19 protein-coding genes and 1 pseudogene are annotated in these 20754 nt (G+C 64.1%); 11 read left to right on the forward strand and 9 right to left on the reverse strand.

Annotated elements, in window-relative coordinates; all coding sequences use genetic code 11:
• Nucleotides 1-34: 34 nt before the first annotated feature.
• Entirely contained in the window at nt 35-460 is a 426-nt protein-coding gene (locus C7G61_RS04090; RefSeq protein WP_108512728.1) for a hypothetical protein, read from the reverse strand.
• Nucleotides 461-723: 263 nt separating this feature from the next.
• Between C7G61_RS04090 and rpmI the strand changes: the two genes are divergently transcribed.
• The 5 genes from rpmI to C7G61_RS04115 all read left to right on the forward strand — a co-directional run bounded on the left by rpmI (nt 724) and on the right by C7G61_RS04115 (nt 5886).
• Nucleotides 724-924: a 50S ribosomal protein L35 gene (rpmI, locus tag C7G61_RS04095; RefSeq protein WP_008539890.1), complete on the forward strand. Its 201-nt coding sequence runs from the start codon at nt 724-726 to the stop codon at nt 922-924.
• A 78-nt stretch (nt 925-1002) separates the two neighbouring features.
• On the forward strand, nt 1003-1362 hold the full coding sequence (gene rplT / locus C7G61_RS04100; RefSeq protein ID WP_108512729.1) for a 50S ribosomal protein L20: 360 nt from the start codon (nt 1003-1005) through the stop codon (nt 1360-1362).
• Between the two features lie 170 nt (nt 1363-1532).
• On the forward strand, nt 1533-2615 hold the full coding sequence (pheS, locus tag C7G61_RS04105) for a phenylalanine--tRNA ligase subunit alpha (protein ID WP_108512730.1): 1083 nt from the start codon (nt 1533-1535) through the stop codon (nt 2613-2615).
• 85 nt (nt 2616-2700) lie between these two features.
• On the forward strand, nt 2701-5109 hold the full coding sequence (gene pheT / locus C7G61_RS04110) for a phenylalanine--tRNA ligase subunit beta (protein ID WP_108512731.1): 2409 nt from the start codon (nt 2701-2703) through the stop codon (nt 5107-5109).
• Nucleotides 5110-5115: 6 nt separating this feature from the next.
• Nucleotides 5116-5886 carry a sulfite exporter TauE/SafE family protein gene (locus tag C7G61_RS04115; protein WP_108512732.1) on the forward strand — a complete coding sequence of 257 codons (771 nt, stop codon included), beginning with the start codon at nt 5116-5118 and terminating at the stop codon, nt 5884-5886.
• 90 nt (nt 5887-5976) lie between these two features.
• Here C7G61_RS04115 and C7G61_RS04120 read toward each other — a convergent pair whose 3' ends face one another.
• Nucleotides 5977-6654, reverse strand: coding sequence for a Dph6-related ATP pyrophosphatase (locus tag C7G61_RS04120; protein WP_108512733.1), 678 nt, complete (start codon nt 6652-6654; stop codon nt 5977-5979).
• The gene (locus C7G61_RS04125; protein ID WP_108512734.1) at nt 6654-8057 is read right to left on the reverse strand and encodes a flavin monoamine oxidase family protein; all 1404 of its coding nucleotides are present in this window, start codon (nt 8055-8057) and stop codon (nt 6654-6656) included. Before C7G61_RS04125 ends, C7G61_RS04120 begins: the two co-directional genes overlap by 1 nt.
• Before the next feature lie 189 nt (nt 8058-8246).
• Between C7G61_RS04125 and C7G61_RS04130 the strand changes: the two genes are divergently transcribed.
• Entirely contained in the window at nt 8247-9248 is a 1002-nt protein-coding gene (locus C7G61_RS04130; protein WP_108512735.1) for a C40 family peptidase, read from the forward strand.
• Between the two features lie 82 nt (nt 9249-9330).
• Here the strand turns inward: C7G61_RS04130 and C7G61_RS04135 are convergent, their stop codons facing one another.
• Complete coding sequence (locus tag C7G61_RS04135; RefSeq protein ID WP_244608116.1) at nt 9331-11532, reverse strand: TonB-dependent receptor; 2202 nt, start codon at nt 11530-11532, stop codon at nt 9331-9333.
• A gap of 136 nt (nt 11533-11668) precedes the next feature.
• Here C7G61_RS04135 and nikR point away from each other — a divergent pair, with 136 nt between their 5' ends.
• Nucleotides 11669-12115 carry a nickel-responsive transcriptional regulator NikR gene (nikR, locus tag C7G61_RS04140; RefSeq protein WP_108512736.1) on the forward strand — a complete coding sequence of 149 codons (447 nt, stop codon included), beginning with the start codon at nt 11669-11671 and terminating at the stop codon, nt 12113-12115.
• Between the two features lie 98 nt (nt 12116-12213).
• Here the strand turns inward: nikR and C7G61_RS04145 are convergent, their stop codons facing one another.
• Nucleotides 12214-12489 (reverse strand): metal-sensitive transcriptional regulator, encoded by a 276-nt coding sequence (locus C7G61_RS04145; RefSeq protein WP_108512737.1) that lies wholly within the window; start codon nt 12487-12489, stop codon nt 12214-12216.
• Nucleotides 12490-12539: 50 nt separating this feature from the next.
• On the opposite strand from C7G61_RS04145, the gene C7G61_RS04150 reads away from it, so the two are divergent.
• Entirely contained in the window at nt 12540-14927 is a 2388-nt protein-coding gene (locus C7G61_RS04150) for a heavy metal translocating P-type ATPase (protein WP_274542257.1), read from the forward strand.
• Between the two features lie 2 nt (nt 14928-14929).
• Here the strand turns inward: C7G61_RS04150 and C7G61_RS04155 are convergent, their stop codons facing one another.
• Both C7G61_RS04155 and C7G61_RS04160 read right to left on the reverse strand, forming a co-directional pair.
• Nucleotides 14930-15877, reverse strand: a complete 948-nt coding sequence (locus C7G61_RS04155) for a beta/alpha barrel domain-containing protein (RefSeq protein ID WP_108512739.1) — start codon at nt 15875-15877, stop codon at nt 14930-14932.
• Entirely contained in the window at nt 15874-17046 is a 1173-nt protein-coding gene (locus tag C7G61_RS04160) for a CaiB/BaiF CoA transferase family protein (RefSeq protein WP_108512740.1), read from the reverse strand. The genes C7G61_RS04155 and C7G61_RS04160 overlap by 4 nt, the downstream gene beginning before the upstream one ends.
• A 196-nt stretch (nt 17047-17242) precedes the next feature.
• On the opposite strand from C7G61_RS04160, the gene C7G61_RS04165 reads away from it, so the two are divergent.
• Complete coding sequence (locus tag C7G61_RS04165) at nt 17243-17995, forward strand: sulfate transporter family protein (RefSeq protein WP_108512741.1); 753 nt, start codon at nt 17243-17245, stop codon at nt 17993-17995.
• A gap of 151 nt (nt 17996-18146) precedes the next feature.
• Here the strand turns inward: C7G61_RS04165 and nth are convergent, their stop codons facing one another.
• Entirely contained in the window at nt 18147-18923 is a 777-nt protein-coding gene (gene nth / locus C7G61_RS04170; RefSeq protein ID WP_108512850.1) for an endonuclease III, read from the reverse strand.
• Nucleotides 18924-18945: 22 nt separating this feature from the next.
• Here nth and C7G61_RS04175 point away from each other — a divergent pair, with 22 nt between their 5' ends.
• Together C7G61_RS04175 and C7G61_RS04180 are read left to right on the forward strand one after the other, a co-directional pair.
• Nucleotides 18946-19467, forward strand: coding sequence for a DUF2244 domain-containing protein (locus C7G61_RS04175; RefSeq protein WP_108512742.1), 522 nt, complete (start codon nt 18946-18948; stop codon nt 19465-19467).
• Nucleotides 19468-19580: 113 nt separating this feature from the next.
• Nucleotides 19581-20477: a methylated-DNA--[protein]-cysteine S-methyltransferase gene (locus C7G61_RS04180; protein WP_108512743.1), complete on the forward strand. Its 897-nt coding sequence runs from the start codon at nt 19581-19583 to the stop codon at nt 20475-20477.
• 166 nt (nt 20478-20643) lie between these two features.
• Here the strand turns inward: C7G61_RS04180 and C7G61_RS04185 are convergent.
• Nucleotides 20644-20754 (reverse strand): annotated as a pseudogene (locus C7G61_RS04185) (IS5/IS1182 family transposase); the annotation flags it as partial.

Genomic DNA, 20754 nt, shown 5'->3' on the forward strand with positions numbered 1-20754 from the left:
AGATATCTGACGGGCCGTTTCCTTTTTTGAAAAGTCAGCTCCGCGTAGCCTGCCAAGTACCGCTACAGTAGTCACCGGTGATGATGCCGCGCCACGAGCCCGCGCCGTAGCTGCCCACAAGCCGACCGCCGCCGCTGGCGCGGGATGCGCCGACCGAAACCCTGACCGCAACCGCACCGGCCCGATTGACCGATCCCGAGACCCTGCCGCCGCCTGCCGATGAAACGCGAGAGCCGCGGACAGTGAAGGGAACGCTGTAACCCGAACTGCAATTGCCCCGCGTGGTGGCGAAGACCACGTTCCATATACCGTCATAGACCCCGGCCCTGCGGCGGGTCGCAGCGTCGGCCGAAGGCGGCACGGCCATCGCGGCGAATACGGCAAGGATCGGGAGCCAGCGCAGGGTACGCCGGCCGGGAAGAGCGGAAAAACGGGCAATCGGTTGCTGAAAACGGGTCATTTTCTTCCTGTTCCGGGCTCAGATGTTAACGACATCGCGGATAGGTAGCAGCACCCGCGTCAGCGGTTCATCATTGCCAATTGGCGCTTCCTCTGCCATAAGCCCGACCTTCATCGCCCGGCTGATCAAGGGCTGCCGTGTCGATGTCCGTGCGGGTTGGTTCGTTTTCGAAAAAACCTGAGCACTTTCAACGCTCTAACGAGCATTTTAAGCCGCAAAAGCGCCTCTCGGGCGCATTTTTCTGTGGCCGATAGGAGAGCCAAATGCCCAAGCTGAAGACCAAGTCAGGCGCTAAAAAGCGCTTCAAGGTGACTGCCACCGGCAAAGTGATGCACGCCCAGCGCGGCAAGCGCCACGGCATGATCAAGCGGACCAAGAAGCAGATTCGTCAGCTCCGCGGCACCCGCGTGCTGTTCAAGACCGACGGCGACAACGTCAAGAAGTACTTCTTGCCGAACGCCTGATCGCGCTCGCATTCCGCTAAAGCCGGCCGCGTCCGCGCGGCGATCCATCACCGATTTAAAAATTCAAGGATAGCAGTCATGTCTCGCGTCAAACGCGGTGTGACCTCTCACGCCAGGCACAAGAAAGTCTACAAGGCCGCCAAGGGTTTCCGCGGCCGCCGCAAGAACACCATTCGCGCCGCCAAGGCTGCGGTCGAGAAGGCCGGGCAATACGCCTTCCGCGACCGCAAGCGCAAGAAGCGCACGTTCCGCGCGCTCTGGATCCAGCGCATCAATGCCGCCGTGCGCCCGTTCGGCATGACCTACAGCGTCTTTATCAACGGTCTGTCGAAGTCGGGCATCACGGTCGACCGCAAGGTGCTGTCGGATCTCGCCATCACCGAGCCGGCGGCGTTCCAGGCGATCGCCGAGAAGGCCAAGGCCGCGCTGGCGGCGTAAGCCGTCGCCACTCGACCCTTCTGAAAGTTCTTGAGAGCGTCATGGCCGGGCCCGTCCCGGCCATCCACGCCTTCCTTCTCGCGAACGCTGTAAGACGTGGATGCCCGGGACAAGCCCGGGCATGACGGGCTAGGAGCATCGGCTTTAGCATCCTAGTCAAAAGGATCGCCATGACCGACCTAGTTCAACTCGAATCCGAAATCCTCGGCCAGATCGCCGCTGCCGGCGATGAAGCAGCCCTTGAAGCCGTGCGCGTGGCAGCGCTGGGCAAGAAGGGCTCGATCTCGGCATTGCTCGCCACGCTCGGCAAGATGTCGCCGGACGAACGGAAGACGCACGGCGCCGCCATCAATCTCGCCAAGGACAAGGTGACCCAGGCGCTTTCCGCGCGCCGCGACATCCTGAAATCGGCGGCGCTCGATGCCCGGCTTGCTTCGGAAACCATCGACGTCACTCTGCCGCTGCGCGAGGCGCCCGCGGAATCCGGCCGCATCCATCCGCTGAGCCAGGTGTTCGAGGAGGTCAACACGATCTTCGCCGACATGGGATTTGCGATTGCCGAAGGTCCCGATATCGAGACCGACGATTACAACTTCACAAAACTGAATTTCCCCGAGGGCCATCCGGCACGGGAGATGCACGACACCTTCTTCTTCAACCCGAAGGAGGATGGCTCGCGCATGCTGTTGCGCACGCATACGTCGCCGGTGCAGGTGCGCACGATGTTGAGCCAGCAGCCGCCGATCCGGGTGGTCTGCCCGGGCCGCACCTATCGCATCGATTCGGATGCGACGCATACGCCGCAGTTCCATCAGGTCGAGGGCCTCGTCATCGACAAGGGCTCGCATCTCGGCCACCTCAAATGGATCCTGCACGAGTTCTGCAAGGCGTTCTTCGAGGTCGACCACATCAACATGCGGTTCCGCCCGTCGTTCTTCCCGTTCACCGAGCCCTCCCTCGAGGTCGACATCCAGTGCCGGCGTGACAAGGGCGAGATCCGCTTCGGCGAAGGCGAGGACTGGCTCGAGATTCTCGGCTGCGGCATGGTGCACCCGAACGTGCTGCGCGCCTGCAACATCGATCCCGACGTCTATCAGGGCTTCGCCTGGGGCATGGGCCTCGACCGCATCGCGATGCTGAAATACGGCATCGCCGATCTCAGGCAATTGTTCGACAGCGACGTCCGCTGGCTCAATCACTACGGCTTCAAGCCGCTCGACGTCCCGACGTTGGCGGGGGGATTGAGCACGTGAACGCCGCCGAGACTGCCGTTGCGGAGAGCGCCCCCACCCTGACCCTGCCCCGCGCGCGGGAGAGCGGACAAGAGAAGCAAACACCATGAAATTCACGCTCTCCTGGCTGAAGGAACATCTCGACACCGACGAGCCGCTGGAAAAGCTGGCCGACAAGCTCACCATGATCGGGCTCGAGGTCGAGAACATCGAGGACAAGGCGAAGGCGCTGGCGCCGTTTTCGATTGCGCGGGTGATTTCCGCCGAGCAGCATCCGAATGCGGATCGCCTGCGCGTGTGCATGGTCGATACCGGCGACGGCGGCGCACCGGTGCAGGTGGTATGCGGAGCACCGAATGCGCGCGCCGGGCTCGTCAGCGTGTTTTCGCCGCCCGGCACCTTCATCCCCGGCAAGAACATCACGCTCGGCGTCGGCACCATCAGAGGCGTCGAAAGCCGCGGCATGCTGTGCTCGGCGGCTGAGCTTGAGATTTCCGAGGACCATGACGGCATCATGGAGCTGCCGGCGGATGCGCCCGTCGGCAAGGGCTATGCCGAATGGGCCGGCCTCGGCGATCCCGTGCTCGAAATCAATCTGACGCCGAACCGCCAGGACTGCACCGGCGTGCACGGCATCGCGCGCGATCTCTCCGCCGCCGACATGGGCAAGCTCATCGAGCCCGGTATCAAGCCGGTCAAGGGTGAATTCCCCTGTCTGGTGAAGGTTGCGGTGGAAGACGCTACGCTGTGTCCGGGCTTTGCGCTGCGGCTGGTGCGCGGCGTCAAGAACGGCCCCTCCCCCGAGTGGCTGCAGAAGCGGCTGACCTCGATCGGGCTGCGCCCGATCAATGCACTGGTCGACATCACCAATTTCATGACCTACGACCGCGCCCGGCCGCTCCACGTGTTCGACGCCAGGAAGGTGAACGGCAATCTCACCGTGCGCCGCGCCAAAGACAGCGAAAGCCTGCTGGCGCTCGACGGCCGCACCTACGCGCTCGATCCCTCGATCTGCGTGATCGCGGACGAGCACGGCGTCGAATCGCTGGCCGGCATCATGGGCGGCGAGACGTCCGGCTGCGACGAGAACACCACCGACGTGCTGATCGAATCGGCGCTGTGGAACGAGATCAACATCGCGCAGACCGGCCGCAAGCTCGGCATCAATTCGGATGCGCGATATCGGTTCGAGCGCGGCGTCGATCCGGCCTTCATGGTGCCGGGGCTCGAGCTTGCGACCAAACTCGTCATGGAGCTCTGCGGCGGCACGCCATCGGAGAACGTGGTCATCGGTAACGCCTTCGGCGAGGACCGTATCATCGACTTCCCGCTGAGCGAGGTCAAACGTCTGGCGGGAATCGAAGTGTCGCTGGTCGAGATGCGGCGCATTCTCGGCCATCTCGGCTTCATGGTCGCCGGCAGCGGCCCGGTGGTGAAGGTCGCTGTCCCCTCATGGCGCACCGATGTGCACGGCAAGGCCGACATCGTCGAGGAGATCGTGCGCATCGTCGGCGTCGACAAGGTGCCGATGACGCCGTTCGAGCGCAGCGACGACGCCCGCAAGCCGGTGCTGACCACGATCCAGAACCGCACCCGCCGCGCCAAGCGCACGCTGGCGGTGCGCGGCATGGTGGAGGCCGTGACCTGGTCGTTCATTTCCAAACCGCACGCCGAATTGTTCGGCGGCGGACAGGCTGAGCTCTCGCTCGCGAACCCGATCGCCTCCGACCTCTCCGACATGCGGCCGAGCCTGCTGCCGGGCCTCGTCGCCGCGGCGCAGGCCAACGCCAACCGCGGCTATCAGGACGTCGCGCTGTTCGAGGTCGGCCAGATCTTCAAGGGCGACAAGCCCGAGAACCAGTTCGTTGCGGCCTCAGGCGTGCGCCACGGCTTTGCGTCCTCGAAAGGCATGGGTCGTCATTGGTCGGGCTCTGCCATATCAGATGCGCTCGATGCCAAGGCCGATGCGTTCGCCGTGCTCGCGGCCGCCGGCGCGCCGATGCAGGCGCTGCAGATCGTGCCGGGCGGCGCGAGCTGGCTGCATCCCGGCCGCTCCGGCACCATCCAGATCGGGCCGCAGAATGTGCTGGGCTATTTCGGCGAGCTGCATCCGCGTACGCTGGAAGCGCTCGGCGCCGACGGCCCCCTGGTGGCGTTCGAAGTCATCCTCGACCGCATTCCCGACGCCAAGAAGAAGCCGACCCGCGCCAAGCCGCTGCTCGAACTCTCCGCGTTCCAGCCGGTGTCGCGTGACTTTGCCTTCATCGTCGATCGCGGCGTCAAGGCCGGCGACATCGTGCGTGCGGCGCAGGGCGTGGATAAGAAGCTGATCACGGATGTGACGGTGTTCGACGTCTACGAAGGCAAGGGCATCGATCCCGACAAGAAGTCGATCGCGATTGCCGTGACGATCCAGCCGCGCGAAAAAACCCTGACGGACCAGGAGATCGACGCAGTGGCGGCGAAGATCGTGGCCGAGGTGACAAAGAAGACCGGCGGCACGTTACGGGCATGATGCCGCATGAACCCTGCGGCGCTCATTCCGGCTGACGTCAGCCTCAACGCGGCAATCGCGATCTGCGCGGTCGCCTTCGTCTCGGGGACGGCGCGCGGTTTTTCCGGCTTCGGCGCCGCGCTGATCTTCATGCCGCTGGCGAGCTCGATCGCCGACCCGCGGCTCGTGGCCGCGCTGCTCCTGATCATCGATTTCGTCGCCGCCGCGCCGCTGCTGCCGGGCGCGTGGCAAAAGGCCGATCGCAAGGCGACCGCCATCATGGTGACAGGCGCGCTGATCGGCGTCCCCATCGGCACCTATTTCCTCAGCCGGCTCGAACCCGTGACGACGCGCTGGATCATTTCCGGCTTCGTCTTCGCACTGCTGTTGCTGTTGCTGTCGGGCTGGCGCTACCGCGGCAAGGACCACGCGGCGGTCTCGGTCGGCATCGGCGGGCTATCCGGCTTTTGCAGCGGGCTCGCCCAGACCGGCGGTCCACCGATCGTCGGCTACTGGCTCGGCCGCCCCATCCCGTCCGTCATTGCCCGCGCCAATATTTTTCTGTTCTTCGGCGCGTCGGATTTCTTTTCCGCCGTCAGCTACGCCGCGGCCGGACTGATCACGATCGATGCGATCAAGTTCTCGCTGGTCGTCGGCCCGGTCTATGCCGTCGGCGTCTGGTTCGGCGCCTCGCTGTTCGGCAAGGCCAGCGAAGCCGTATTCCGCGCGATTTGCTACGCGCTGATTGCGGCCGCAGTGATCTTCGGCCTGCCGGCGCTGGATGGCGTGCTGCGCTGACGAGCGAGCTGCGTAGGATGGGTAGAGCGAAGCGAAACCCATCAATCCCTAGCGTGGAGGCATGATGGGTTTCGCTTCGCTCTACCCATCCTACGGCACTGTATCCATCACCAGATCGCAATACGCATAGCCATCACGCTCGACGCGTTCGCCTGTCGTGACCGCAAGCCGCCCCGAAAACATCGGCCCCGCCACCACGCAGGTGTGAAACTCGCCGTTCTCGCCGCAAGCGTCGACGCCTTCGGGCAAATCGGCCAGCAGCGCCGCATCGAACTTGCGGCCGGCAAACGCCGCCGGCAACTGCTTCAGATCGACGGTGGCGATATGCGCCTCCAGCCCGCTCGCGATCATCGCCTGCGCCAGGCCCAGTGTAGGTCGCTCCCACAGTGGAAACACCGGCGTGATGCCGGTACCTGCAAGCTTCTGTTCGCGGTAGGCGCGGATATCCGCCAGAAACAGATCGCCGAAGATCATGTACGTGATGCCGTCAGCGACGGCCTGCGCGATCGCCTCGCCCATCCGCGCCTCATAGATCTCGTTCGGACAGGGATAGGGAATCGGCACGATTCGCTGCGGCAGGCCTGCGGCCTTGCATTGCGCCTGCAATATCTCCTGCCGCACGCCGTGGATCGATACCCGGCCGAACGTCTCGGTCACCGTGGTCAGCGCGCCAACGACTTCGAACTCTCCCCCGCGCGCAACCTCATGCAGCGCAAAGGCCGAATCCTTGCCGCTCGACCAGGAGATCAGTGCTTTCGGGCGTGTCATCAGTTGATCGAGGATCCCTGCCCGCGCCGCCGCTGCTTCGCCGGCCGCGCTTCCGGCTCGGGATCCCTCAATGCACCACCGATCCGCCGCAACGCCGCTTCCGCAGCGCGCTCGCCGCTTTCCCAGGCGCCGTCGATCGTACCCCACAGCGTTTCATGGGTGGCCTCGCCGGCCAGATAGATGCAGCCGAACGGTTCGGCCAAAGCCTTTCGCGACGACTGCCCGCCGGGCCCGGCCGCCGACATCGCGCCGAGCGCGAACGGCGCGGCGTTCCAGCGCGTCGCGCTCGATTTCCTCACCGCTGCCGCAGCCTCGCTGCCGTACAGTTTCGTCAGCCATTCCATCGCGAACGCCACCATGGCCTTCTCGCCCTGCGCGGAGAGATCGCGGCCGAACGAACCGCCGACGTCGATCGTGCAGAGAGACGACCCGCCGATATTGGCTGATATCAGCGCTGTCTTCGTCGAATTGTTCTGCTCGATGACGACGTCGTCACGGGCGAGGCCCAGCGGATTGCCCGCCATCTGCAGTGCGATCCGGTCGTAGCTGCCGAGGCTCAGTTTCGAAGCCGCATCGAGCACGCGCTTCGGGATATCAGGCGCGAACTTGATGTTGCCGGCGGCCAGCACGTTGGTCGACGCAGTGACCACCGCGGCACGCGCGGTGATTCTTCCCGCCGGCGTTTCCACGCTGACATCGCGGTTGCTCCAGACAATGCGATTGGCCGGTGTCGACAGCGACAGCGGCACCTGCTCGCCGAGCTTTGCGATCAGCGTGCCCAATCCCTGACGACAGCCGATCGCGGTATTGCGATCCTGTGCGCGGGCTTTGTCGCCGACGGAGACATCTTTCAAATCCTTGCCCGCGAAACTGGCGCCCAGCACAAATTCCACCGTGTCGGCCCAGTCGCCGAGGTCCTTCGGCAGCACGGAGGCACAGGAGACGTCGAACCGCCGCGCGGCGTCGTCGATCGCGCGGTTGGCGCGAACCAGCGCGGCGAGAAATTGCTCGGTCTCGCCGGCGCGGGCGTTGCGGCGGCCGATGCGGATCTTCTGGCCCGAGGGCGCGGTCGTGATCTCGAGGCCGGCTGCACGCGCCAGCTTGATCATCGGATTGGTCTCGGGATTGTGCATCCAGCGCGCGCCGCGATCGAACGGCACCTCGAAGGTCGAACTATCAGTCTGGCAGCGGCCGCCGATCTGGCTCGCCGCCTCCACCACGATCACCTTGCGGTTCGCCGCCATGATCCGCCGCGCCGCAGCAATGCCGGCCGCACCCGCGCCGATCACTACAACGTCAGCTTCCCGCGGCAACGGCGCGGCCCCCGCACGCCCCCCGCAAAAAACCGGAATAGCTGCCAGACCTGCGGACGCCGACAGGAAGGTGCGGCGGGTCATTGTCATGTCATGGTTTCCGGAACCTGAAAGGAGCGAGAACAGCTAGCGAACTGTGCCGCATCTCACGTAACGCAGCAACACTCATGGTAAATCAATCATGATTGATCCGTTTGGCGCATGAACTAAATTGAAACGGCTTGCGACCATGATAAGGAGACAAAAAAAGCGGGAGAAAAGCCGCTCTGGGGGAGTTTCATGGGCGTAATGCTCGATACGATCGGCCAGGTGATTGCGGGCTACCTGCAGAAGGAAGTCCCGGGCTATGAGCCGTTCACGCCCAGCGACCCCGAGCATCTGCGCGGCGTCATCGAGCCCGGCGACGTGCTGCTGGTCGAAGGCAACAACCGCATCTCCGGCATCATCAAATACCTGACACAGTCCACCTGGTCGCACGGTGCGCTTTACGTCGGCCCGGTCGACGGCGCGTTCGAACCCGATGGCGAGCCGCACGTCCTGATCGAGGCCAATATCGGCGAAGGCGTGACCTCGGCGCCGCTGTCGAAATATTATCCCTATCACACCCGGCTCTGCCGCCCGATCGGCCTGTCCTATGAGGACCGCACCACGGTGTGCCGCTACGCCATAAACCGGATCGGCTTCGGCTACGACACCAAGAATATCGTCGACCTGATGCGTTATTTGATCCCGCTGCCGGTGCCGCAGCGCTGGCGCCGCCGCATGATCGCGTTCGGCTCCGGCGATCCCACCAAAATCATCTGCTCGGCGCTGATCGCGCAGGCGTTCGACGCCGTGCGCTACCCGATCCTGCCCAAGATCACGCGTGCCGCCTCAAGAAAGGCCCGGCGCGAGATCCTGCATATCCGCGATTCCTCGCTCTACATGCCGCGCGATTTCGACATCTCGCCCTATTTCGAAATCGTCAAACCCACCATCGTGCACGGCTTCGACTACACGGCCCTGCATTGGGCCGACAAGCAGAAGCCGCTCCAGGAGGTAGCGGGCGAATTCGGTGTGTTTCCAGAGGTCAAGTCGCCGCCGCTTGTTCCTGAAGAGATTGACCAAGAAGCGCCGTTTCCGGCTGAGGAAGTGACAATTGCAGAAATGGCAATTGAAGAAGCGACCTGCGAAACGACGATGATCGAACGCGTCACCGTGTCGGAACATTATCTCGCCGTCGAATACGTGCCGGTCCGCGCGCCGGAGCGGCGCATGAAGCCGCGCGAGATGGTGGCGTAGGGGCAAGAATTCGTAGCCCGGATGGAGCCAACGGGGCGCGCGTTCGCGCGACCCGTTGGCTCCATCCGGGCTACACGATTCCCTAGAACCTCCCCGCCAGCGTCAGCCGCACCGCCAGCGGCTCGGCCGGATGCACGTGCCGGTCCGCGACGCCGCCGATCGGCTCGCCCGGCAACCGCGACAGATAGTAATACTCGATCTGGTTGGTCCGCGCGTTGAAAAGATTGAGCACGTCGAGCTGCAGCCGCAGGCCGTTATCGAATTTGTAGCCTGCGCGCGCATTGAAGATCAGCGACGCTTGCGAACGAACGCTGTCGTCCTCGATCAGGGGGCGCTGGCCGAAATAACGCCCGCGGAATGCGCCGAACCATCCGCTCTCGCCGCCGAACGTCACGCCGCCGCTCGCCACCCATGCCGGCGCGCCCGGGATAAAATTGCCCGCGGGGTCGAAATCGGTGAACCGGGCACGGGTATAGGCAAGATCGAGGTCAAGCCGCATCCACGGCAGCACCTGATACTGGCTGATCCACTCGACGCCGACACGCCGGCTCGGCCGGCTGGCTTCGGTCGTGCCGGCATCGCCGACGAAAAGCAACTCCGAATCGAAATCCAGCACGAACACCGCGAGCGAACTGGTGAGGCCTTCGACCGCCTTGGTGCGAATGCCAAGCTCGGCGCCCTTCGATCGCACCAATAGCGGCACGCGATCCTGCGGCGTCACCTTGTCGATCGGATCGACCGTGATCGTCGCGCCGCGGATATCGTTCGAGTGCAGGCCGTAACCGGCATTGCCGTAGAATTCGGTCCGGTACCACGGCCCCAGCACGAGTCCGGCCTTGGGGCTCGCCATCGACGCCTGCGCATTGCCGGAATTTTCCGGCGTGTCGCTCAGCACCCTCCCCGCAAAATAGTCCTCGCGGATGCCGACCGTTGTGCGCAGCCAATCGGTCCAGCGCGCCGTCGTATCGGCCCACAGGCCGATATTGCCTTCCCGCACGCTGTCCTCGCGCACGGTCGAGAGCGTCTCGCGCTGGAATGTCTTGAACAGCCCGACCCGGATATCGTCGCCGCGCGCCTGCAATCCGACGCGGGTCTGCGTCTCGATGCCGGCGACGCGCAGGTCGAAGGCGTGGCTGGCGTTGAGCCCATAGACCATGCGCCGGTCCATCTGGCTGAACTGATCGCCATTGACGGGGTCGTCGAGAAAATAGGTGAAGTTGTTGTAGAGCCGCAGCGAAGAGTTGACCGCATAGGCGTTGATCTTGCTCTGTCCGTATTCGCTCGAGTGCGCCCAATTGCTCGACAGCGAGAAGCGGCTCGACGTGCCGCCATCCGTCGGATCGAGCGTACCGAGCCGGCCGATCAGGCCCTGGTCGATGGCGCGTTGCGCCACCTGATCGGTCGAATTCCAGCCGTTGGAATAGGCCATCGCCGACAGCGTGAACCCGTCAGTGGCGGTGCCCTGGCTGTAGCGCAGCACGCCGTTCCGCTTGCGCACATTATCAGGCACGTCCCACGGACCATCATACCCGATACCCTCGAAGGCGGTGAGCAGCGTGCCGGCGCCCACGGCCGTCGAACCCGCCGCCAGCGCGCGGCGATAGCCAAAACTGCCGAACGTCAGCTCGGCGATGTTCTCCGGCAGCCCGTTGACATAGTCGATGGCGACGGCGCCTGCGGAGGCGAAGTCGCCCTGGTCGGCGAAGTACGGTCCTTTGCGGACATTGACCGACCGCACCAGTTCCGGAATCAGGAAATTGATGTCGGCATAGCCCTGCCCGTGGCCGTGGGTCGGCATGTTGACCGGCATGCCGTCGACGCTGATGGCGAGATCCGTGCCGTGGTCCAGGTTAAAGCCGCGCAGAAAATACTGGTTGGCTTTGCCCTCGCCGGAATGCTGGGTGATGATCAGCCCCGGCACCACCTCCAGCGCCTCGCCGACGCGCGAGAAAGGTCGCGCGTTGACTTCCGCACCCGTCACCGTCATCGCGCTGGCAGCGGCCGGCTGAAGATAGGCCGGCCCCGCGCTCGCGGTGCCTGACGTCACGCCGCCGCTGACCTGCGGTGGAGTGGGCGCGCTCGATTGAACCGCGGATGGATTTCGCGCGGTCTGCTCAGGGCGTGACAGTTTGGTCCGGTTGCGCGGTCTCGTTTCGGGCGGATTTACCGTCACAGCGGGAAGCTGGCCGGCCCCCGCCGCCACGGCGTTCTGCGCGTCTGCCGGGGACACCGTGACCAACAGCGATGCGGCCGCGGAAAATGCCCCCCAAGCAGTTTTACGCAACGCTCATGCCCCGCATGATAACTGCTACAATCGGCGCGCGACCGCATCAGTTCGACTTACCCGGCGCTTCACGCTAGCAAGCGCAGTATGACGATACAATAGAAATATCATACTGCGCGAGGACGGAAAATTTGGGATGCAACGGATCACCATTACCATTGAAGACGATCTGCTCGCCGTGATCGATGCGGCGGCGGAAGCCCGCGGCTATCAAAACCGCTCCGAGATCATCCGCGATCTCGCCCGCGCCGGGCTGCAGCAAAGCGCCGAGGACGCAACTCCTTCAGGCCAATGCGTCGCCGCGCTGGTCTATGTCTACGATCACGCCGCCCGCGACCTGTCGAAGCGGCTGGTGCAGAATTTCCACGGCCGCCACGATCTGTCGCTGGCGACGCTCCATGTCCATCTCGACGACGACTCCTGCATGGAGGTGACGGCGCTGAAGGGAGGGAGCGGCGAGGTCCGGCACTTTGCCGACCACATCATCGCCGAGCGCGGCGTGCGCTACGGCCGCGTGGTGATGATCCCGACGGCATCCGACAAGAAACCGAAGGCGCGCAAGCACGGCCGTCATCACGATTAGGGCGTAGCCCGGATGGAGCGAAGCGCAATCCGGGAACACTCTCCGAGGATCCACAAACCCCGGATTACGCTTCGCTCCATCCGGGCTACGGATATGCGCTACCTGTCTGAACGGCCGATCACGGCCATCAGCTCCGCGATCTTTTCCCGCTGATCGGCCTTGTTGCCGCTGGTGATCGCGTGCTCGACGCAATGCGACACATGATCCCGCAAGACCTCTTCCTCGACACGCCGCAGCGCGGCCCGCACGGCTGATATCTGCGTGACGATGTCGATGCAGTAGCGATCCTCCTCGACCATCTTGGACAGGCCGCGGACCTGGCCCTCGATCCGGCTGAGGCGCTTTTGACAGGAAGCCTTGATGTCTTTTCGCATGCGGCCTATATACCCCTACAGGGTATAGGTTTCAAGCGCCGGAGCGGATGATGAACAGGAATGAAAACGCCGAGCGAAACGGCGCGTCAAAGAGCGCCTGCTGCGACCACGCCAGTCACAGCCAGCACGATCATCACACCCACACCGCTGCAACCGTCCGCGATCCCGTCTGCGGCATGAGCGTCGACCCCGCGACCAGCAAGCACCGCTTCGACTACCGCGGCGCGACCTTCCATTTCTGCTCGGCCAGCTGCCGTACCAAATTCGCCGCCGATCCCGTCTCCTATCTGGAAAAGGGCAGCAGGCCGAAGGCCGCGGTGCCGGAAGGCACCATCTACACCTGCCCGATGCATCCCGAGATCCGCCAGGTCGGCCCCGGAAGCTGCCCGATCTGCGGCATGGCGCTGGAGCCGGAGGTCGCGAGCCTCGATGCGCCGCCCAATCCGGAACTCGCCGACATGACGCGCCGCTTCTGGATCGGCCTCGTGCTCGCGCTGCCGGCCGTCGTCCTGGAAATGGGCGGCCATCTCGTCGGCGGCCATGGCTTCTTCGACCCAACGCTGTCGAACTGGATCCAGCTCGCCTTCGCCACACCCGTGGTGCTCTGGGCCGGCTGGCCGTTCTTCGTGCGCGGCTGGCAATCGCTCGTCACGCGCCATCTCAACATGTTCACGCTGATCGCTGTCGGCACCGGCGTGGCCTATGTCTACAGCGTCATCGGCACCGTCGCGCCCGGAATCTTCCCGTCGACCTTCCGCGGCCATGGCGGCGCGGTCGCCGTCTATTTCGAATCCGCGGCCGTCATCACCGTCCTCGTGCTGCTCGGCCAGGTGCTCGAACTTCGCGCGCGAGAGGCGACATCAGGCGCTATCAAGGCGCTGCTGCAGCTCGCACCGAAAACCGCGCGCCGGATCGGCGATGACGGCGCCGATCACGAGGTGGAAATCGATACGCTTGCAGTGGGCGATCATCTGCGCGTCCGGCCGGGCGAAAAGGTGCCGGTCGACGGCGTCATCCTCGAGGGCCGCTCCTCGCTCGACGAATCGCTGGTGACCGGCGAATCCATGCCCGTCACCAAGGAGCCGGGCGGCAAGGTGATCGCAGGCACGCTCAACCAGTCCGGCGGCTTCATCATGCGCGCTGAAAAAGTCGGGCGCGACACGCTGCTTTCCCAGATCGTCAAGATGGTGGCGGATGCGCAGCGTTCCCGCGCGCCGATCCAGCGGCTGGCCGATCAGGTTTCCGGCTGGTTCGTGCCTGTCGTCATCCTCGTCGCGCTGCTCGCGTTCGGCGCCTGGGCCTGGTTCGGGCCGGAGCCACGCATGGCGTTCGGCCTGGTGGCCGCCGTCAGCGTGCTCATCATCGCCTGTCCCTGCGCACTCGGCTTGGCTACGCCGATGTCGATCATGGTCGGCGTCGGGCACGGCGCACAGGCCGGCGTGCTGATCAGGAACGCCGAAGCGCTCGAGCGCATGGAGAAGGTCGACACGCTGGTGGTCGACAAGACGGGAACGCTGACCGAGGGCAAGCCGAAGGTGATCGCCATCGTGCCGGCAGATGGATTTAACGAGACTGATATTTTGCAACTGGCGGCGACCGTCGAGCGGGCCAGCGAACACCCGCTGGCTGACGCCATCGTGCGAACGGCCAAAGAGCGCAATCTCGATTTAGGCAAGGTGGAAGAATTCCACTCGCCGACCGGCAAGGGCGCCACCGGCAAGGTCGACGGCAAGGCGATCGTGCTTGGCAATGCGAACTTCCTGCAGTCGCTTGGCATCGACACACAGTCATTGAACGATAAGGGCGAACGTCTGCGCGGCGACGGCGCGACCGTGATCAACATGGCCGTTGACGGCAAGCTGGCAGGCTTGTTCGCCATCGCCGACCCCGTGAAGGCGTCGACGCCGGATGCGCTGAAGGCGCTAGCCGCAGAAGGCATCAAGGTCATCATGCTCACGGGCGACAACAAGACCACGGCAAACGCCGTCGCGCGCAGCCTTGGCATTACCGACGTCGAGGCGGAGGTGCTGCCCGATCAGAAGAGCGCGGTGGTCGCAAAGCTGCAGAAGGCCGGACGAATCGTCGCGATGGCCGGCGACGGCGTCAACGACGCGCCGGCGCTCGCCGCCGCCGAAGTCGGCATCGCCATGGGCACCGGCACCGATGTTGCGATGGAGAGCGCTGGCATCACGCTGTTGAAGGGCGATCTGGTCGGCATCGTCCGCGCCCGCCGCCTGTCGCAGGCAACCATGCGCAACATCCGCCAAAACCTGTTCTTCGCCTTCATCTACAACGCCGCCGGCATCCCGATCGCCGCAGGCATTCTTTATCCGGCCTTCGGATTGCTGCTGTCGCCGATCATCGCCGCAGCGGCGATGGCGCTGTCTTCGGTGAGCGTCGTCGGCAATGCGTTACGGCTAAGGATGACGCGGCTGTAAGTTCACGCCGCTCTGGCCGCCGTCCCGCCCGGCAATCCCGCACGCGCCAGCCCGCCATACAGCGCCTCGCCCGGCATCTCCGATTTCAATATCGCGCGCACCGCGACCAGCTTCTCGATATCGATGCCCGTCTTGAATCCCTTGCTCTCGCACAGGAACACCAGGTCCTCGAACACCACATTCCCGGTGGCGCCCGGCGCGAACGGGCAGCCGCCGAGGCCGCCCAGCGATCCATCCAGCACGCGCGCGCCGGCATCGAGCGCGGCGGAGGCGTTGGCGATGCCCATCCCTCTTGTGTCGTGCAGGTGAATGCAGATCGGCTTTGAGCCTGCGATCCTCACCGCGGCCGCGGTCAGTTCCCCGACCTGCTTCGGTCCGGCATAACCGACCGTGTCGGCAATTGCGACCATGTCGACGCCGGCCTCGAACAGCTTTTCCGTCAGCCGCAACACTTCCTTCGGATCGACAGCGCCTACGATCGAACAGCCCAGCGCCATCGAGATCGCGGAGTTCACCACCGGCTTGTGCGCACTGGCGTCGCGCAGCTCACAAAGCCGCCTGACGTTTGCAATCGCTGACTCGCGCGATCGATTGGCATTGGCCTGGCTGTGCTCTTCCGTGGCCGAGACCACCGTCGCCACTTCCGCGACACCGGAGGCCAGCGCCTCGTTGACGCCGCGCTCGTTCAGGGTCAGCGCGATGCCGTAGGCGCCGGGCAACGAGGCCACCGTCCCGATGATATCGCGCACGTCGGCGAATTGCGGAAAGGTCTTTGCCGGCAGGAACGAGCCGACCTCGAAGTGCCGCACGCCCGCGGCATATTCATCGCGCATCCAGCGCTGTTTGGCGGAGGTGGATGGAAATGCCTTCACGAGCTGCAGGCCGTCGCGCAGGCCCACCTCGCGCAGGATGATTTTGCTGTCGGGATAGAGTTCCTGGACGCGGGTCATGGCAACCTCATGCGGCGTTGTGTTGGGTCTTGCTTGTCGAGTTCAGCGCGAACGGCTTCGGTGTCGGCGCCCAGCACCGGCACCTTCAGCCCTTCGCCGATATTGCCGCCGTTCCACTCCACCGGCAACGCCGGAACGCGGAACGGCGTGCCGTCGGCATTGAAATTCTGCACGAGGCCACCGGGGCGCAGGACGTGCGGATCTTGCAGGAGATCCTCGGGGCGGTTGATCGGTGAATAGGCGATATTCAGCGCATCGAGCTTTGCAGAGAGATCGGCGATCTTCCAGCCTTTGATCACTTCGGCAACGCGCGGAATGATTCTCCCGCGCGCCAGAATCCGATCCGTGGTGTTGCGCAAGGTCGGATCGTCGGCAAATTCCTGCAGTCCGAACTCGCGGCAGAAACTCCACCAATGGCCCTCGGTGACGACGCCGATGAAGATGCGCTCGGCGTCCGCTGTGTCGAAGATGTCGTAGATCGGCCAGGCGTGCTCGCGCTCCGGCATCGAGCGCGGCTTCCTGCCGGTCATCTCATATTCGACCATGTGTTGCGCGACCAGGAACAGGCAGTTCTCGAACAGGCCGATGCGGATGTCGGCGCCGTCCCTCTTGCCGCCCCGCTTCTCGTAAAGCGCGGCAAGAATCGCAATCGCGCCGAACATGCCGCCCATGATGTCGTTGGCGGAGGAGCCGACGCGTTGCGGCTTCTCGCGCGTCCCGGTCATGGCGGCGAGCCCCGACATCATCTGCACGACCTCGTCCAGCGCCGGCCGATGCTCGTACGGACCGGAGAGAAAACCCTTGTGACCAGCGACAATCAGATGCGGGTGCCTGCGGCGCAACTCCTTGGTGCCGAGCCCCTGTTTCTCGAGCTGGCCGTCGCGAAAATTTTCCACGAACACGTCGGCGCTTTCGAGCAGCCGATGCAAGATTTCGAGATCCTCCGCCTTGGCGAAATCAAGCACCACACTGCGTTTGCCGCGGTTGAACAGCGGAAAGAACGAGGTTCCCATGCCGCCGAGCGAGCGGGTCTTGTCGCCCACCGGCGGCTCGACCTTGATGACCTCGGCGCCCAGTTGCGCGAGGATCATGCCGCAGGTCGGGCCCATCACCATATGGGTCATCTCGACGACCCTCACGCCGTCAAGCGGCAGTCCCGTTCCGGTCATCGTGTGTCTCCTCAGCCGTCTTTTGACTCTGAACCTAGGCCTTCGGCGGCCCTTGGGAAGGCACAATCTGTCAGACGCTGCCATTCGCTGCCGCATAACGCCAGCGTCGCCCCACGACCGGGCCAAAACCGGCACTTGCCGAACGGCTCGCGTATATCTACCTCTCGCGAAGGTTTTCACGAGAGGTTGAACCGCCATGTTGGACGCCGCCGTCAAGGCGCTTTCGCAGATCCTGTCGCCGCCGATGCGCACCATCCTGTGGCGCTCGATCGGGCTGGCGCTGGTGCTGATTACGGTGCTGGCCATCGGCTTGCAGCGCGCCTTGAGTTGGTTCGCCGAATACGGCGAGGGCTGGGCCGAAGCGATGCTGGGGCCGGGCTTCCACACCTCGCTCAACATCCTTTCCTGGATCATCTCGATCGCGGCCGGGCTTGGCGTCGTCCTCGGTGGCATTTTCCTGATGCCGGCGGTCACCTCGCTGGTCGCGAGCGTGTTCGTCGACGACGTCGCCGAGCATGTCGAGCGCGAACATTATCCGGCGGAGCGACCCGGCGACGCGCTGCCGCTCGGCGTCGCGATCCCCGAGGGCATCAAGACGGCGCTGCTGACCATTTTGGTCTATCTGATCGCGCTGCCCTTCGTGCTATTCGCCGGCGCGGGCTTCCTGATCTTCTTCATCGCCACCGCCTGGCTGTTGGGGCGCGAATATTTCGAACTCGCGGCGATGCGTTTCCGCTCGCCCGCTGAAGCCAAGGCGATGCGCAAGGACAATGCGGCGACCGTGTTCACCGCGGGCCTGTTCATCGCAGCTTTTGTCTCGATCCCGATCGTCAACCTGGCGACGCCATTGTTCGGCATGGCCTTCATGGTCCACATGCACAAGCGCCTCTCCGGCCCGCGGCCGGAACTGATCGAGCCGGCGCGGAAAACGGGAATGCCGGTGGCCTAACGCCAGGCTGCTAATCCCGTCATTGCCTGCGACAAACGCAAAGCGTTTGCGCAAGGGAGCGAAGCGACGAAGCAATCCATCTATCCCCGTGCGGAGAGGTGGATTGCTTCGCTGCGCTCGCAATGACGGCCTTGGGATTGCACCACGCCCCTCAGACCGTCTTTTCCGGCCACCGGCAAAGATCGTTGATCAGGCATACCTCGCAGCGCGGCTTGCGGGCGAGACATGTGTAGCGCCCGTGCAGGATCAGCCAGTGATGGGCGTGGCGCATGAATTCCGACGGGATCACCTTCTCCAGCCCGAGCTCGACCTCAAGCACGTTATTGCCGGGCGCCAGCCCGGTCCGGTTGCCGACGCGGAACACATGGGTATCCACCGCCATGGTGTGCTCGCCATAGGCCATGTTGAGCACGACATTGGCGGTCTTGCGCCCGGCGCCGGGCAGCGTCTCGATCTCGGCCCGGGTGCGCGGCACCTCACCGCCGAATTCGGCGATCAGTTTTTCCGAGAGCGCGATGACGTTCTTCGCTTTGTTGCGATAGAGCCCGATGGTCTTGATGTATTCGCGCACTTTCTCTTCACCGAGCTCCAGCATCTTCTCCGGCGTATCGGCGACCGCAAACAGCGCGCGCGTCGCCTTGTTGACGCCGGCGTCGGTAGCCTGCGCCGACAGCACGACCGCCACCAGCAGCGTATAGGGATTGAGATGTTCGAGTTCGCCCTTCGGCTCCGGATTGGCTTTGCGAAAGCGGCTGAACGCCTCGCGGATCTCGGCCGGCGTCCAGGGTGGTTTCGGTTTGGCTGACTGCTTCGCCACACGCTTCGGCCCCGCCTTGACTGTCTTCTTGGCGGCCTTCTTTGCCACTTTCTTCGGCACGGACAGAACACTGGATTTTTTGGCGCTGATAGAGCGGGTGATTTTGGCCATGATCGGGATATACTGATACGCGATGACCGCAGGCAACGACTTTGATCCCCCGCTTGACCCGCCGACGCTGTTTTCGGCGCGGGTGACGCCGCATCGCTCGCTCAACCGCATCGGCTTTTTGGTGCTGATGACGTTCATCGGCATCGTCAGCTTTGTCGCCGGCGTCGCGTTCTGCCTGATGGGCGCGTGGCCGGTGTTAGGGTTTTTCGGCCTCGATGTACTGGTGATCTACTGGGCGTTCCGGATCAATTTCCGCAGCGCTGACGCCACCGAGGATATCGTGGTTACGCCATCGGAATTACGCGTGCGGCGGGTCAGCCATCGCGGCCGGCTGATCGAATGGTCGTTCAATCCGCTCTGGGTCCAGCTCGAACAGACCGGCGACCCCGAATTCGGCATCGAGCGGCTTTATCTGGTCTCCCGCGGCCGCCGGGTCTCGGTCGGCCATGTCCTCGGGCCAGACGAAAAGGCTAGCTTTGCCAAAGCGTTACTGGCTGCGTTGCAGACCGCCAAGCGCGGGATCACATACAATCCGGTCGCGTAGGCTCTTTTTTTGACGCGTTTTCTTCACGCGAACCGGTTCCCACTTCGCTCGAAAACTCTACGTTGTCAGAAATCGGGTGGTTTGAGCCGCGCATGAGCCCTAAATCAGACCCCATGATGATATCAGCCATACATGACCAGCGCCTGGCCAGGCCAGGCCACCAGAGCGCCGCGCTCCGCGACTACGACTCCGTGCGCCGCGCCATCGCCTTCATCTCCGAGCACTGGCGCACGCAGCCGACCATCGAGTCGATGGCGGACGCTGCCGCCGTGACGCCGGATGAGCTGCACCATCTATTCCGCCGCTGGGCCGGGCTGACGCCAAAGGCTTTTATGCAGGCGCTCACGCTGGACCATGCGAAGGGCTTGCTGCGCGATTCCGCCAGCGTGCTCGATGCCGCGCTCGATTCAGGGCTCTCGGGCCCGGGCCGGCTGCATGACCTCTTCGTCACCCACGAGGCGATGTCGCCGGGCGAATGGAAGAATGGCGGTGCCGGCATGACGCTGCGCTACGGTTTCCACGCTTGCCCATTCGGCACCGCGATCGTGATCGCCAGTGACCGCGGACTGGCGGGACTTGCCTTCGCCGATCCCGGCGAGGAACCGACGGCGTTTGCCGATATGAAGCGGCGCTGGCCGAACGCGACCTATGTCGAGGACCACGACGGCACGGTCGACCTCGCGCAACGCATCTTCGATACGCGGCTGTGGCGGCCGGACCAGCCGCTCCGCGTGGTCCTGATCGGCACCGATTTCGAGGTGCGGGTGTGGGAGACGCTGCTGAAAATTCCGATGGGCCGCGCGGTCTGCTATTCCGACATCGCGAACAAGATCAAGAACCCGAAAGCCTCGCGCGCCGTCGGCGCCGCCGTCGGAAGAAATCCGGTGTCGTTCGTGGTGCCCTGCCACCGTGCGCTCGGCAAGGGCGGCGCGCTGACCGGCTATCACTGGGGCATCACGCGCAAGCAGGCGATGCTTGGCTGGGAAGCCGGACAGGTCGGACTGCATTAGAGATTTCGTAGGATGGGTAGAGCGCAGCGAAACCCATCACTTCTTGCCTAGAGCGGGATGACTTTTCTTCGAATCGTCATCCCGCTCTATCTCTTTGATTTGAGCATGATCTTTTCGGAAAACCGGGGGCCACTTTTCCGGATCATGCTCTAGGTGGTGTGGACATTTAGCGGAGCCATAGGACGATGGCGGCGAGAGTAACGACGGCCCGATAGTTTCGGGCGGTCTTTTCGAAGCGGGTTGCGACGCGGCGGAACTGCTTGAGTTTTGAGAAGCA

Origin of the sequence: Bradyrhizobium algeriense, assembly GCF_003062295.1 — a bacterium.
GTDB lineage: Bacteria > Pseudomonadota > Alphaproteobacteria > Rhizobiales > Xanthobacteraceae > Bradyrhizobium > Bradyrhizobium algeriense.